General features: G+C 58.3%; 14 protein-coding genes and 1 pseudogene. 11 read left to right on the forward strand and 4 right to left on the reverse strand.

Features of this window, described 5'->3' with window-relative positions; genetic code table 11:
* Positions 1-5 precede the first annotated feature (5 nt).
* Entirely contained in the window at positions 6-179 is a 174-nt protein-coding gene (locus N2A41_RS13065; protein ID WP_017964889.1) for a hypothetical protein, read from the forward strand.
* A gap of 133 nt (positions 180-312) precedes the next feature.
* Positions 313-1239 carry a hypothetical protein gene (locus tag N2A41_RS13070; protein ID WP_170255109.1) on the forward strand — a complete coding sequence of 309 codons (927 nt, stop codon included), beginning with the start codon at positions 313-315 and terminating at the stop codon, positions 1237-1239.
* 37 nt (positions 1240-1276) lie between these two features.
* Here N2A41_RS13070 and N2A41_RS13075 read toward each other — a convergent pair whose 3' ends face one another.
* Both N2A41_RS13075 and N2A41_RS13080 read right to left on the reverse strand, forming a co-directional pair.
* Positions 1277-1720, reverse strand: coding sequence for an SRPBCC family protein (locus N2A41_RS13075; protein WP_260108957.1), 444 nt, complete (start codon positions 1718-1720; stop codon positions 1277-1279).
* Between the two features lie 217 nt (positions 1721-1937).
* Positions 1938-2080 (reverse strand): annotated as a pseudogene (locus tag N2A41_RS13080) (GFA family protein); the annotation flags it as partial.
* Positions 2081-2395: 315 nt separating this feature from the next.
* On the opposite strand from N2A41_RS13080, the gene N2A41_RS13085 reads away from it, so the two are divergent.
* Positions 2396-2869, forward strand: coding sequence for a DUF4168 domain-containing protein (locus N2A41_RS13085; RefSeq protein WP_260056359.1), 474 nt, complete (start codon positions 2396-2398; stop codon positions 2867-2869).
* Between the two features lie 118 nt (positions 2870-2987).
* On the opposite strand, the gene N2A41_RS13090 is transcribed toward N2A41_RS13085, so the two are convergent.
* Complete coding sequence (locus N2A41_RS13090) at positions 2988-3374, reverse strand: ectoine synthase (RefSeq protein WP_162116130.1); 387 nt, start codon at positions 3372-3374, stop codon at positions 2988-2990.
* Positions 3375-3504: 130 nt separating this feature from the next.
* Here N2A41_RS13090 and N2A41_RS13095 point away from each other — a divergent pair, with 130 nt between their 5' ends.
* The 8 genes from N2A41_RS13095 to N2A41_RS13130 all read left to right on the forward strand — a co-directional run bounded on the left by N2A41_RS13095 (position 3505) and on the right by N2A41_RS13130 (position 12111).
* Positions 3505-4383 carry a LysR substrate-binding domain-containing protein gene (locus tag N2A41_RS13095; RefSeq protein ID WP_017964894.1) on the forward strand — a complete coding sequence of 293 codons (879 nt, stop codon included), beginning with the start codon at positions 3505-3507 and terminating at the stop codon, positions 4381-4383.
* 222 nt (positions 4384-4605) lie between these two features.
* Positions 4606-6258: a putative bifunctional diguanylate cyclase/phosphodiesterase gene (locus N2A41_RS13100; RefSeq protein WP_222331651.1), complete on the forward strand. Its 1653-nt coding sequence runs from the start codon at positions 4606-4608 to the stop codon at positions 6256-6258.
* 55 nt (positions 6259-6313) lie between these two features.
* Positions 6314-6805, forward strand: a complete 492-nt coding sequence (locus tag N2A41_RS13105) for a hypothetical protein (RefSeq protein WP_162116128.1) — start codon at positions 6314-6316, stop codon at positions 6803-6805.
* Positions 6802-7974, forward strand: a complete 1173-nt coding sequence (locus tag N2A41_RS13110; protein ID WP_260056361.1) for a class I SAM-dependent methyltransferase — start codon at positions 6802-6804, stop codon at positions 7972-7974. The genes N2A41_RS13105 and N2A41_RS13110 overlap by 4 nt, the downstream gene beginning before the upstream one ends.
* Positions 7974-10337, forward strand: coding sequence for a SpoIIE family protein phosphatase (locus N2A41_RS13115; protein ID WP_222331649.1), 2364 nt, complete (start codon positions 7974-7976; stop codon positions 10335-10337). Before N2A41_RS13110 ends, N2A41_RS13115 begins: the two co-directional genes overlap by 1 nt.
* 3 nt (positions 10338-10340) lie before the next feature.
* Complete coding sequence (locus N2A41_RS13120; protein WP_222384070.1) at positions 10341-10901, forward strand: slr1658 superfamily regulator; 561 nt, start codon at positions 10341-10343, stop codon at positions 10899-10901.
* Between the two features lie 7 nt (positions 10902-10908).
* Complete coding sequence (locus tag N2A41_RS13125; protein WP_222249534.1) at positions 10909-11247, forward strand: slr1659 superfamily regulator; 339 nt, start codon at positions 10909-10911, stop codon at positions 11245-11247.
* A 213-nt stretch (positions 11248-11460) separates the two neighbouring features.
* Positions 11461-12111 (forward strand): hypothetical protein, encoded by a 651-nt coding sequence (locus tag N2A41_RS13130; RefSeq protein WP_260108958.1) that lies wholly within the window; start codon positions 11461-11463, stop codon positions 12109-12111.
* 349 nt (positions 12112-12460) lie between these two features.
* Here the strand turns inward: N2A41_RS13130 and N2A41_RS13135 are convergent, their stop codons facing one another.
* On the reverse strand, positions 12461-14599 hold the full coding sequence (locus N2A41_RS13135; RefSeq protein ID WP_260108959.1) for a beta-galactosidase: 2139 nt from the start codon (positions 14597-14599) through the stop codon (positions 12461-12463).
* Positions 14600-14612: the final 13 nt, after the last annotated feature.

A 14612-nucleotide genomic window follows, 5' to 3' on the forward strand; every position in this document is an offset into this window, starting at 1 on the left:
GAAAAATGAGCAAGACCAACGTTCGTGAACTTCGGAAACGCGCCGAACAGCAGGTCAAGAACACCAGCGCCGGGGGCCATCTCGGCGGTACATATTTCGGGCAGCAACCGGACGGAAAAACTGCCTCGTCGACGACCAACGACAGCGCCAAAGCGCGGCCGAATGACGGAAGCAAATAATCGCCGGTGCGTTTCACCTCCCAGGAAAGCCCCCTGCTCCAGCCGCTATTGAATGGAGACGCCGCCGCGCTAGCTTCTGGTCGCGGCCGAGCGGCCGCGGGATACGATCTTCGGGCGAAGGCGGAGGGGCGACGTGGCATCCTATTCGATTGACGATGCGATCCGGGAACTTGCCCCGGCTCTCGGCAAGGCGCCGGCAGGCGCGGTCAGCGGCGAATGGACCGCCACCACGATGCAGGCGGGGCGTTCCTCCCGGACGGGCGGCTACCTCGATGCCGAGGGAAAGCATGTCCCGGAGGATTCCAGGCATCCGCTCGACAGCATCGCGGATGTCGTCGAAAAGCTCGCTGCCTCAGAGGGGCCACGTTTCAACAAGATGGTGATCCGCTGGAAGAAGCCGAAATTTCCGTTCATGCAGGCGAAGATCGCGCTCGAAACCAGTTATGACCAGACGATCGTACCGCGCGGCCCCGACGACCCGATCTACGAGATTGCTGCGGCTGCGCGGCGCGCCTTCTGGCAGAGCCGCGGCACACTGCAGGAGGACTTCGCCGTCGAGCGCGGAACGGCCAATATTCACGCCCAGACAAAATGGTTCGGCCCGCATCGCCGCATCCTCGCCATCCACACGCCGGGAAGACTGACACTTGCCACTGACGGGCTGTCGACCCCCTGGGCCGGCATATCCGAGCCGGAGAACGGCGTCGAATGCGAGCTTTTCATGGAATTCGACGCTGCGAGACTGGATACGGCGGGGATCGAAAACTGGGCGAACCTGTTGATCAACATCGGAGACCTCGTGGCAGACGGTCATCGCGTCGCCCGCGATGTCGAGAAGCACGGCGCCATCCTGTTCTGCCGACTGACCGAGGATTATCTCCCGATGTCCCGCATCATGCTGAGCCGCGACGCAGGCCGGATCGATGGCCTGCCTTTCGGCTCCGTACCGCTGATCCGCGCGACCCCGATCGCCGAAGCCGAAATCGAAGGGCAGGACCTTTCCGACGACTGGGGCGCCACGGCCGCCCGGCACGCTCTCGCCAAACGCGCCATCAGATGATCTCAGCCGGATCGACTCAATCCGGCGCGATCTTTTGCTATTCCTGCATGTCGGGTTCGACGATTCTCGCGAGGTTTCGAAGCGACTCCTGCCAGCCGAGATAACAAGCCTCGGGCGGAATGACGTCAGGCACACCTGCCTGCACGATATCCACCTCAGTGCCGACCGAAACCTTCTTCAGCGTCACGGTGACTTCCATTTCGCCAGGCAGGTTGGGGTCGTCGAACCTATCGGTGTAGCGCAGGCGTTCGCCCGGGACGAGCTCGAGATATTCGCCGCCGAAGGCGTGGCTATTGCCCGTCGTGAAGTTGCGGAAGGACATTCTGAACGTGCCGCCGACAACCGGCTCCGAATGATGCACGGTGCAGAGGAAGCCGTTCGGCGGAAGCCACTTGGCAAGCGCGTCCGCCTCCAGGAATGCGCGATAGACTTTCTCCGGGCTGGTCGCCAGAACGCGGTGCAGGCGTATGGTACTCGGCATGGTCATGATCCTTTTGAATGGACTGAATGGACGAACCTAGGACGGGTGGGGCTTGGCCGATCCGACACCGGATCGAACTTTTCTTCAAGAAAAATTGCTAAAAGCATGTCACGCAAAAGTGTGCAGCCGTTTTGCGATAACGATATGCGTGGAAACAAAGACCTAAAGCGCAAGAGAAAACGCTGAAAGATTGGGACGCGCTTTAGGGCATCGCGGCTCAACCGGGCATGCCTTCGAACTGCGGAAGATCGAGCGGCCTTGCCCAGGCCAGCCGGCGCCGGGTGAACATCTCCACCCCGGCTCGATCAGTTCGGGCCGGTCGAGGCTGCTTAGCGTTACGAAGACGAGGCCGGGAAAGGCCGTTCTGACGAATCAGGAGATTTACCGCCACGCCGAGGCAGTCGTCGCCACGTTCCTGCCGGCATTTCTGATCCAGATAAGCGATGAACACCGCCGAAGATCCGGGCCGCAGAGTCCGACAATGACTGGAATTTTCCACGCGTGCCAACGAGCCGACTGTCACAAAGCTGCCGCTCAATCGTCAGCAAATCGCCCCCTTATCGCCGCACCGTGCCCTCTTAAAGGTTCCATCGTCACGACCTCGCCCTGCCTTTGAGGGCTGAGCGATTGACCGAGGCGGTCCTGCTGCCAACCAAATCATGCACTTGAAGAGGAATGAATATGATCACTCGTTACACATCTGTCGCAACATTGAGCGCGGCAGTCTTCAGTCTGCTTGCTTTCAGCCCGGCATCCGCTGTCGACATGGCCCAGGCGCAACAGCAGCCGGCGCAGGCGCAACCGCAGGGACAGCCCGGCGGCAGCGGTGCGACCGCTCCCGTCAGCGATCAGAAAATCGAGGCCTTCGCCGTTGCCTATCTGCAGGTCGACAAGGTGAGACAGGAATATTCCGCCAAGATCGGCGCGACGAAGGACGAGGCCGCCAAGCAGCAGTTGCAGGAAGAAGCCAAGAAGCAGATGGTCGATACCGTCCAGGCTTCTCCCGATATCTCCGTCGAGGAATACTCGTCGATCCTGACGGCCGCGCAGAGTGACCCGGCTCTGGCCAAGAAGGTTCTGGAAAAGATCGGCACGCCGCCCCCGGGCCAGCAACAACAGCAGCAGGGGCAGCAGCCGCCGCAGCAATAAGGCAACGCAGCGCTTATGTCGCCACGAATAGGCAGCGGACGCCTTACCGTTCGCGCCGGAAGCAGAGCCCGCCATTTGCCGGGCTCTGTTCACCTCGCCACGTCGACGACGGGATCGCTCAATATTCGGACCCGCTCTTGTTGTGCAGGTCGTGCCGTTCGGTTCCCGCCAGCGGCGGATTGAAGATGCTGACGAGAATAAGGTCCTGATCCTTGCCGCCGCGCAGATAATGGCGGTCGTGCTTGTCGAGCACGTAGATATCGCCGGCCCGGATCGGAAAGACGTTGCCGTCCATATCCTCCACTTCGCCCTCGCCCTTGATGCAATAGCAGGCCTCCAGATGATTGCGGTACTGAAGCAGGGCCTCGCTATTGGCGCGAACGACGGTATGGCACACGGTAAAGCCCATGCCGTCGTCTTTGGTCAGCAGGCGGTGGCTCGTGCCGTTGCCCCAGTCGACGAAACGCTCGGTGAGTTCCACCTCCTTCAGATTTCTGACGAACATCGCCGATTCTCCTGACAAATTATTGAAGATGTAGCGATGATTCATTTTCATCGCCCACCACAATTAGCTATTGAAATGGCCGGCGTTTTCAAATGATGATTCCTGCGTCATCTGTTAGGAAATTTTACACATGCAGTTGCCGCCGCTGAATGCCTTGCGCGCTTTCGAAGCCACGGCCCGCCTGATGAGCCTTTCGAAAGCGGGCGACGAGCTGCACGTCACCCATGCGGCGATCAGCCATCAAATCAAGCATCTGGAAAACTGGCTCGGCCGCAAGCTGCTGCAGAAATCGGGCCGCGGCGTTGCGTTGACCGCAGCCGGCAGCGAATATTACCGGGCCATCTCCGGATCGCTGGCGGCGATTGCGCATGCGACCGGCAACATGCGACGCGATCACGACATGCGCGCCATCACCGTCGGCTGCATTCCCTCGATCGCATCGCGCTGGCTCGTCCCTGCCCTGCCCTCGTTCCAGGAAAGCAACCCCGATCTCGACGTCAGGATCGTCTATGCCCGCGCCGAAGAACGCTTCGACGACGAGAGCCTCGACGTGCTCATCACCATGGGCGAGGATCTGAGCGGCGGCAGGGAAAGCCGCCTGCTCTTCTCCCGCCGCAACCAGCCTGTCGCCAGCCGCCACTACATTACCAAACGCAACTGGACGATCGGCGACGTCTCGCTCGGCGGCACCGATCTGCTGCACGACGAATCCATCGACGGCTGGAAGGAATGGTTCCGCAAGGCCGGCCAGAAAGCGCCGGAGCCGCTTCGAGGCCCGATATTCCAGGATTTCAACATGCTTGCGACGGCCGTGATCGCCGGGCATGGTGTGGCGCTCTGCCCAGTCGAGGTGTTCCGCCGGGAGATCGAGCGCGGCGATCTGCTGGTGCTTTCCGACATCGCGACGGCTGAGAACCAGGGCTATTACGTCATATCGAACAGCTGGGCGAAAAAGCCGGTGCGCCGCTTCATCGACTGGTTCATGACAGAGTGCGGATCGGGAGCGTGAGATCCCCTGCCCTCAGTTTGTCGAGAGGGTCGCCGCCGAGACGATGGATGCAAATGGGTCGCGGTAATAAAGACATGGCATAAGCCCATCCGTGTGCGAGTTGGGCAGAGGTTGGGGATTGTTAATCAGAAATACCTAATGTAAATCTTGGCGTGCACAGGTTGTGCGGGATCTGATTTGCTACATTATCTGGTTTTACATGCGACTAGGGAGGGCCTGGACATGCGGAAAATTCATGCGGCCCCCTCGGCGCTCGGACAAACACAGTCAAAAGCTTCGAGCTCGATCGACCGGCTTTTGTTCTTTGACCGCGATTTCAATCCCGTCGAGAATTTGCTGGGCAATGAGCTGCCTGCTTCTGTCAAACCAGCAGTGTCGTTTTGGCAGCATTTTCCAGAATTGGACAAATCGGCGATTACGCTCGCCCTCCGTTCATTGGGCGACAGCGCTCAGCCTTTGCGAATATCGGGTAATCTTGGCACGCCAGCGTCGCACGGACTGACGATCTATCGGATCGGAGATCTGTTTGCCGTAGTTCGGTCCGAGGAATCTGTCGACGATGAACGCGCAACCCTTTTGCACCTGGCCACCCACGATCCACTCACTGGACTGCCGAACCGACGCCAGTTCAGTGAGGACCTCACTATATTGCTACAGGAGACCGCCGGTTCGAACGAGACTTTGTCCCTGATGCAACTCGATCTTGACGATTTCAAACCCGTTAACGACACGCTTGGGCATCCGGCCGGCGACAAGCTTCTTCAGCTCGCTGCAGGCCGCATTCAAGAGTGCCTTACCGAGGACGACAGAGCCTATCGACTGGCGGGTGACGAATTCACCGTCATATCAAGAGGCCCGGGACATCCCGCCAAAGGACACCAGCTAGCAGAAGCTTTGGTTGATGCATTCAAAAAGCCCTTCACGATAGATGGCATCGCGCTATTTGTCGGTGCCAGCATCGGCATATCAGCTGCTCCACCGGACGGTACAAGTCCGGAGCAGCTGATGAAGGCGTCCGACGTCGCACTCTACGCCGCGAAGAAGGACGGGCGCGGTCGCGCGAGACCCTTTGATCCCTCAATGCTTGAGTTGCTGGAACAACGCGAACTGCTGCGCCGCAGCCTTCGCATGGCTCTGGTCCAACAACAATTCTCTGTAGAGTACCAACCCATTGCCGAGGGCGGCAGCATTGTCGGCTTCGAAGCATTGCTCAGATGGCACCACCCTCTCCTTGGAATAATCCCACCAACGGCATTCATTCCGATGGCCGAGGCCGATGGAATGATGCCGGAAATAGGTGCCTGGGTCTTGGAGCAGGCATGTCGCGAGGCAATGAAGTGGCCGCAGAACTATATCGTCGCTGTCAATTTGTCCGCGGCTGAATTCTTGACGAGCGGCCTCACGGATCGGGTGTCCCAGACGCTGGACCTGGTCGGGCTACCGCCCGACCGTCTGGAGCTTGAAATAACCGAAAGCGTGCTCCTTGAGCGGACCGTCAACAATATCGATACGTTGAACACTCTCAACGTGCTGGGCATACGAATCTCGCTTGATGATTTCGGGACCGAATATTCCTCCCTGAGTTATCTGAAGACATTCCCTTTCGACACGATCAAAATCGACAAATACTTTATCACCGATCTGGAAAGCGATCCGAAAAGCCAGACGATCGTCCGCTGTATCGTCAACCTCGCACATGGTCTTGACATGCAGGTGACGGCCGAAGGGGTCGAGACTCCGGCTCAGGCGGAATGGTTGGGCAGTGTGGGCTGCGACAGGCTTCAGGGCTATCTGGTGAGCAGGCCGCTTCCGGTCGAGGCGATCGGCGAGTTCATCAACCGGGCTGAAACATCCGTGAGCCACGTTCTGGTATAAAGAACGAGTGATTTTTGAGGGCATCTGACGCTCCAGACAACTGATGGAGGCTGTATTGGAAGAGGAAGCATCTGGCTTCGATGACCATGCATTGGCGCCGATGGTATCGCTGGAATTGAACGTTGCGACGTTCAAATCTCAGTGGCAGTTTTGCGACAGGATTACCGAATATCTCTCAGACATTCTCGGCCAAGGTCACAGCGATCCCGCTCGATATTCGAATTTTCTTTCCGTCGCAGCCAACGAGCTCGTTGAACTAGCCTTTCGCTCGACGGGTGAGCCGGGAAGGATAAGTTTCAGCCTCTATCGGGGCGCGACGTTCAACCGGCTGAGAATTGCCTTTGCCCGCGAGGACCGCGAGAGTACGAGTATGAAATCAAGTGAACGCCAGTCTCTACCGGGCGCCGGGTCTGACCTGAAGTCCGGCGGGACGATTTTGCTCAGAGATCTGGCAACCATATTCCGCGCCGCTATCCGAATTGAGCAAGACGGCGCCCGCAGGATGCAAATCATCGCGGATTTCCCCTCGGCCGAGGATTTCCGATGACCCTGCTTGCCCGCCCCTTCACCGTTCATTTTGATCCGACAAATCAGGAGCTGTTGTTGTCCGGCAAGATGCGGCCTGAAAGCTCCGACGAGATTGCCGATGCTCTCGAACTCGTGCGGCAAAGTTTGGAAAATTACAGCGGCGTCGTTTATCTCAATGTCAAACGCCTGACGCATATCAACATGACGGCCTTCGCAGCCCTTTCCGAGGTGCTCACGGAAAGCTGCCGGACCATGCCTGAACGGAAGATCGTCATCGTTACGTCGAGCGTGGTGGCATGGTCGACCTCGTTGTTCCAGACCTTGGCGGCAGCACAACCAAACCTGTCGGTTGAAGTCTACGATTCGGCGTTTTATCCCGGCCAGAGCTTTGTCGAGGATGAGAGCTTCATTCCCATTCTGCGCACCCAGACGAAGATGACATGGCAGCACGAACGCGAACTGTTGCCTCGCCACGGTTTGCGCAGCGGTCTTGTCATCGCGGATATCTGTTGCGGAATTGGGGACTTCGCGGCGTTGGTTCAACGAGAATTTAAACCGGCACGACTTGTCGCGTTGGATCACTCCGTGCGCAGCCTCGAGTATGCACGCAGGGTCGCTGCCGACTTCGATCTGCAGGGAATCGAATACACCTATGGTGACGCGTCGCAAATGCTGCTGCGAGACAATCAATTCGACTTTGTCACCTGCCGACATTCACTGCAGATTTTCAACCGTCCCGAGACGCTGCTCAGGGAGCTTTACCGCATCTGTAAACCTGGTGGCCGCGTCTACATCACCAATGAAAAAAATTCGCATTGTCTGGGCGAGCCACATGCTGAATCCATAAAATGGACTTATGAGGAGGTCGCCAAACTGTTCAAGCACTTCGACATGGATGTCGAGATGGGGCCGAAAAGCCGCCATCTTCTTGCTGACGCCGGGTTCGATAGCATCAAGGTCGATTGCTTTATGGTCACGAACCTTGACGGGGATCCCCAAGACTTCGCAGACATCATCGAAGCTTGGGAGAATGTCTATGCTGGCGAGATGGCCGTCCGGCGGGGGGACTCATCAGATTTCATTCGCAGGTTCCGGCAAGGATTCAGAGATCATATCTTTGCTGCTCTTCACCCCAAGGGTTACGCAGGCTGGCCGATCTGGGCCGCTTCCGGCCGAAAGCCGCTGTGATGGACGGGAGATCATCATCGAAGAGACCGGCACGACTGGGCTCATTTCGGGCGAAGTTCATCCTAGTCGTCGGTGGCGCCGTCCTTTTCGACTTGCTGGTCAGCGGCGGCCTAGCGCTTTGGAATGTTCAGAGGCTGTCGCGCGACGCCACCCTCGAAGTCGGACAGGGTCTCGAAGCAGCAAGCCAGGAATACATCCGCACCTATGCCGATTCCACCGCAGCCCAGGTGAGTTTGCTCCTGCGGCAGGTTCATAGCGACGTCAGTACGCTGGCAGGCGTGCTCCAGGCGCAGATCGATGATCCCGCCCGCAATTCGGACGTCGGCGCGGCAATCGCCCGCACATCGCCTGGCAGCGTCAGCCTTGTTTACGATGAGAAGGGAAAATGGTCTCAGAACCTGCCCGGCTCCGCTTCGGTTGTGAGCGTCTGGGGTTACTTGCTCGGACCTGACCATCGGCCGAAACCCGACATTCAGCGCGATCTAGAGACGAGCGCGGTTCTTGACATCGTTGCGCCGAGCCTGCTGCAGCACGGCGCTTCCAAGCTGCAGATGTACTACATCGGACCGAAAGAACGGCCAATCTTCAGGACGGCGCCTTACACCGACCAGGCTCAGACCTTCGATCGCCTTTATTCGGGGCACAACGAAGCCGATTTCTGGGACTTCTTTTTCCCCGGGCTTTACGAGTCCTGGCAGAGCTGGGCCAAGGACGCGAAAACGCGGCCGGTCGCGGACGATATCACGCAGACCGCTCCATATACCGATGCCATTACCGGAAAGCTGATCGTCAGTTTCTTTCATCCATTGTGGACAGCCGACCGGAAGGATGTCGCCGGGACGGCCGGCGCCGATATCACCCTCGACCAGCTCGCGCAGATTGTTGAGAATGTGAAAGTGGCCCAGTCCGGCTTTGGATTTCTCGCAATGTCCGACGGAAACGTTGTGGCGATCAACAGCACAGGAGAAAAAACCCTCGGTCTGCGTTCTGCGAGCGATCCGAGCGGAGCCGGCGCCTTGACCGGCCTGGAGCGCTCCCTGAAGGGAAGCTCCCAGCCTGCGATAGCAAAACTGGCCCTCGACCGCGAACAGGGCATCCAACATTTGTTGTTGCAGCAGGACGGCAACGAGGTCCCCTATATCGCTATCGTCAAGAAACTGCCGGCGACCAATCTCTGGGTCAGTGGCCCGGTTCGGCAAGAGTCGATGTTGCTGGGGGTCGTTGTGCCCGAGCGAGAAATCGATGCCTCGCTCTATGCGGCCCAGGCCAAGATTTCCGAAGCGACGAACCGGATCGTGCTCTACCAAATTCTGGCGATCCTGATGTCCCTGCTGATCGTGACGATCGCGGTCTTTGCGGCCTCGAAACGAATAACCAGCGGAATCAGCGCCCTGGCAGGGGCCGCCAAACGGATTCAGGCGAAGGATTATTCCGTCAGAGTGGCCATCACAAGCAGGGACGAAGTCGGTGAGGCCGGTGAAGCCTTCAATCGCATGGCCGAAGAGATCAGCTATCACACCGAAAATCTCGAGCAGCTCGTCGAAGAGCGAACCGCTCAAATCGAAGATGCAAAGGAAGAGATTTCGACACTGAACGCACAGCTCCAGCGTGAAAATCGACGTCTCGGAACAGAGCTGGCCGTCGCCGAGAGAATCCAGCTCATGGTTCTTCCGCTGCATCAGGAGCTTGAAGAATTTCAGGCCCTCGAGATCGCAGCCTATATGAGACCGGCGGAAGAAGTCGGTGGCGACTATTACGACGTATTGAAGAACGGAAGCCGATTGAAGATTGGCATCGGCGACGTCACCGGACACGGGCTCGAAAGCGGCGTGTTGATGTTGATGGTTCAGTCCGTCGCCCGCGCCCTGCAGGAAGCCGGAAACACCGATGCAGTCAAATTTCTCACGGACCTGAACAGCGCCCTGTTTAAAAATATCGTGAGGACTAAAATCGACAAGCATCTCACCCTGGCGTTTCTTGATTACGACGGAAAAGAGATGATCCTGTCGGGACAACACGAGGAAGTTGTTGTCGTGCGGGCGAACGGCGAAGTCGAGCGCATAGATACGATGGATCTCGGCATACCGATCGGGTTGGAAGCCGACATTTCTGCCTTCATTAAAACCCGTGAAATAGCCTTCGATAAAGGGGACCTCATACTCTTGCATACGGACGGCGTAACAGAAGCCGAAAACGACGCGGGAGAACTATTCGGCATCGAACGTCTGTGCCGCGAAGCACTTCGCTTGAAGGATCAGAGCGCTGAGAAAATCGTTTCCGGAATTGTAACGACACTGATGCTCTTCATTGGATCTCAGAAGATCTACGACGACATCACGCTTCTCGCAGTGCGGCATAGGTGAGACATGACGCCAACGGTATATGGTATCGAATCTCTGGCGGGCATAAGTCTGGATTCAAGCACCCGCCTCACGTTAAGCGACGGACCGCTTCAGCTTGGATGGAAGCACTCAGGAATGACTTCGGACTTTATCGCGGAGGTCATGGCTCTGCGGTATTCCCGTTCAAGAAAAGACTATGTGCAGGCGCATCATGACATCGGATATCTCAGCAATGAGTTGATCGAAAATGCCGTTAAGTTTCGACAGCCTGGGGAGATCCTGATTGAAGCCGGCATATTCGACGGTACTTTTTTAATAAGGGTGAAGAACGCGATCGATGGCGTGACGTCATCTCGCTTTCAGCAACTGCTGCATCGCCTCCAATCGAGGGACCCCGGGGAACTTCTTCTTGAGCAAATCGAAACCAATGCCATATCGGCAGAAAGCGGTTCGGGATTGGGGTTGCTCACCCTTCTGAGCGATTACGATGCAAAAATGGCATGGGCATTCGAAGAGAACTACGACCAGCGTATCATACTGACGACGACTGCAGCTGTGGCGATGCCGCCCTCCTCCAATCTGTGAGCGAAGAATGGAAATCAGCGACGAAAACTTCCGTGTATGGGCTGAGAAAAACGAGGTGTATTTCGATGGCGTATTCCGGCTGGCAGGACCGGACGCCTATGCGCCCATTTACTCATTGGTATCAGGCCTGCTCCATGAGGGGCACAAACAGGTGACGTTCAACCTCACAGGCCTCGAATTCCTCAATTCCTCTGGCATAAATCTCCTGGCCAAGTTGACAATTGAAGCCAGAAAAATGGGCGACCTCCTGCTCATAGTCAAAGGCACCAATCAATATCCTTGGCAAGCGAAGTCCCTCCCGAATCTCAAGAAGCTGCACCCGCTTCTCGATTTGCGCCTGGCGTGATTCTCTTTGGGCGAAAGTGCCCTGCGCCGAGAGGTGTTCGCCGCCGCGCGGGGATGAAAAAGGGATTCGTTAAGTATTCCACGCCATCTAGGACCATAGACGTGACCGACATCGGACCTCGGTCCGATGTGCGGTCGGCGATCACCGTCTAACCTCTCGTATCTGTGCAAGCGGTGCATCTGCACGGCGCTTGATCGGATTTGGAGGAAAACAATGCGGATAGCAACCTTAGCGTCCTTGGCCGTGCTCTCGCTGGCTCTTGCAGCAAGCCCGGCAACGATTGCCGGGATCGACATGACCGCGCTGGCAAAGAGCGGTGGAAACGGTGGCGGCAACAGTGGGGGCAATGGCGGCGGCGGTCACGGCGGCGGCGGCGGAAACAGCGGCAACCATGGCAGCAGCAGCCAGGATAGCGGTTCAACCCATGGCAACTCCAAATCTCAAGGTGTGAAAGGCAAATCCACCGAGGCGGAAAGCAAGTCCAAGTCCGTCAAGGCAGACGAGACCAAAGTCAGCACCAAAGAAAAGAACCTGTCGGCGCAACTTGCGGGCCTGAACTCCTTGAAGCGAAACTACAAGGCGTTGATGCATACGTCCGACCCACGCATGACGGCCATTGCGGCCTATGCCGTGACTTATGCCCAGTATGAACTCGACAATGGAATCGAGCCCGCAGCCGATGACCCTCTGTTGGGGGATCAGGCGCTGGAGGACGCATTGGCTTCAGCGACGAAAACCGGTGAAGTCAGCCCGGCGGTTTTGGACGAAGCCAAAACCATCTTGGGGGTTGGCGAAGCAAACGGGAAGATCGATCAAATCCGCACCTCTCTGGAGAACCCCGCGCCGGCGACATCCGAGGAATAGCCGATAAATCAGTTGCGAGCGGTGTGGAGCCGACAAGTATGGCTCCGCACTAAACTACGAAGAGCATCTCCGTTCTGTTTGAGTATGGAGATGCTCTTTTTTTATCAATTTCAGACGCAGAACCCTTTGCTCGATTGCTCCAAGATGACGGTCGATCACCCGCCGCCTCGAAGTCCCTATGTTGTGATGAGCCTTCGAGCGTGCCGAATTCGTTTCACGTCGGCAGTCAAGTTTGTCGACATCCCGACGGACAACGGTGTCGCCGTATTGAAAACTATCGGTCGTTTACGAACCCGCCTTGATCAGGCAGAGGCCGGTCTGCGGCCCTGCCTTGCACGCGAAAGCCGCGTCACCCCGCGAGCTCGATGATCGCGCAGCCGTAGCCTTCGAGATCGAGCCTGCCGGCAACCGGCTTTTCGTCACCGAGAAGGTCGCGGCCAGCGGGAACGCCGCCGATGGCGGCCGGCTGGTCGGTGTAGTTCTGGATGAACAGCAACCGGCGCTCTTCGTTCATCCGCATGGTCACCTCGACGCCCTCGGGAAGGTCGCCGAGCAGCGGCTCGATGCCGACAGGTGCAAACAGCCGTTCGGCAAGCGCTGCCGTCAGATCCGGGGTGAGATAGGTGCCGACATAGACCACCTGCCCCTTGCCGAGCTTGCGCGACGTCGCCATCGGCTGGCCCTCGGCATAGCGGTTGGACCAGGCCGCGACCACCTCGACATCGCCTGCGATCGCGAGGTTCTCATAAAAATAGCCGGCAGCCAGCTCGCGATTGCCGATCTTGAAGCGGCGTTCGCGCCGATGTGATTCCGCCGGCTTGTTCGGAGGAATGACAAGCCCGCCGGAACGCTCCATCACATCGAAGAGCCCGTTGGCGCCTGGAGCGGCAAGGCGGCCGAAATCCTCGACGCGCACGCCTGTGAGCTGCGACAGCGAGGTGCCGGGCGCGGTCTCGCGGATGACGTGGTTGTCTTCGTTGCGCGTGCCGGTGCGAGCGCCGATGATGACGGTGCCGCCCTGCTCGGCGAAGGATTTCAGCCTTTCGGTCCATTCGTCCTTCCACATCACCCAGTGGGGGACATAGAGCAGCTTCAGCTTGGAAAGATCGTCCTCGGGATGAATGAAGCCACAGGCAATGCCGCGGTCGTAGCAATATTGGTGCAGCAGGATCGCATCGTCCTGCGGGCTCGGCAGGCCGATCGGATAGGTCTTGTGGGCTTCCTGATTATCGAAGTCGGAGCCGGCAATGCCGACATCCATGCGCACATAAGTGCCGAGGATCTTGGGCGACAGGGCGGTCATCTCGGTTGCGAAGCGCTTGGCCTCGTCATAGCGATGGCGGGCGACGTCGTCGTGGTCGATGATGCCCATCCAGTAAATCTCGGCGCCGAAATGCGCGGGACGCCAGCGGAAGAACATCAACCCGTCAGCGCCATGGGCGACCGAGGAAAGTGCCATGCGGCGCAGTTCGCCCGGCTCCGGCGTCAGCGTGCAGAAGCCCGGCTGGCTGCCGAAGCCCGATTGCTGCTCGGGAACGATATAGTTGCCGGAAAAACCGCGGCAGATATCGAGATGCAGCGCCTGGACCTTGGCGTGGTTTCCGAGCCGCTGGAACTCGTCGTAGAGCATCGGGTAGATGTCGTAGCCGATGAAATCGAGATCGGTGGTGAACTGGCCGCGAAAGTCGATATCCCTAAGACCGCCGAGATTGTGAAAGACGAACCAGGAGGATTTGACGGCGCGCAGGATCTCCACCTGGTCGTGCTGAAATCGTGCCGTCGAGAAGGCGAGGAAACGATGATAATCCTGCAGATGGCCGGGGCTCGGGAAGGTCGGGCCGAACTCGATCGGCAGCACCACCTGGTCGAAGCTGTCATAGGCCGTCGCCCAGAAATCACCGCCCCACGCCGTGTTGAGCTTGCTGATCTCGCCGTATTTGCCAGCGAGGAAGGCCTGGAATTCGGTGAGCGTCGCCTTGGAAAAGCTTTCCGGCATGCTGGTGTTCAGCTCGTTGTCGGTCTGCCAGCCGACGACAAAAGGATTGTCGCGATAGTGCTCGGCCATCGCTTTGGTGATGCGCCGGCTGTGTTCGCGAAACACCGGGCTTGCCGTGTCGCAGTGCTGCCGCGAGCCATGGCTCATCGGCCGCCCCTTGCCGTCGACTCGTAGAATCTCTGGATGCGCCACGGTCAGCCAGCGCGGCGGCGTTGCCGTCGGCGTGCACATGATCGTGTCGATGCCGTAGCGCCCGAGCATGGCGATGGCGCGGTCGAACAGGTCGAAATCGAAGATGCCGAGCTTCGGCTCGAGAATATGCCAGGCGAATTCGGCCATTCTGACCACGTTGAAGCCGGCCTTCGCCATGCGCTCGGCATCGCGCTCCCAGTAGCTTTCATCGACGTGCTCGGGATAATGCGGGGCGCCGACGAGGAAGCGGTCGGTCTTGACGGGGTTCCATACGGAAAGGCTTGCGGTCTTGTCGGACACGGTGATGTTTCCT

This window comes from Rhizobium sp. SRDI969 (assembly GCF_025152725.1).
Taxonomy (GTDB): domain Bacteria; phylum Pseudomonadota; class Alphaproteobacteria; order Rhizobiales; family Rhizobiaceae; genus Rhizobium; species Rhizobium leguminosarum_I.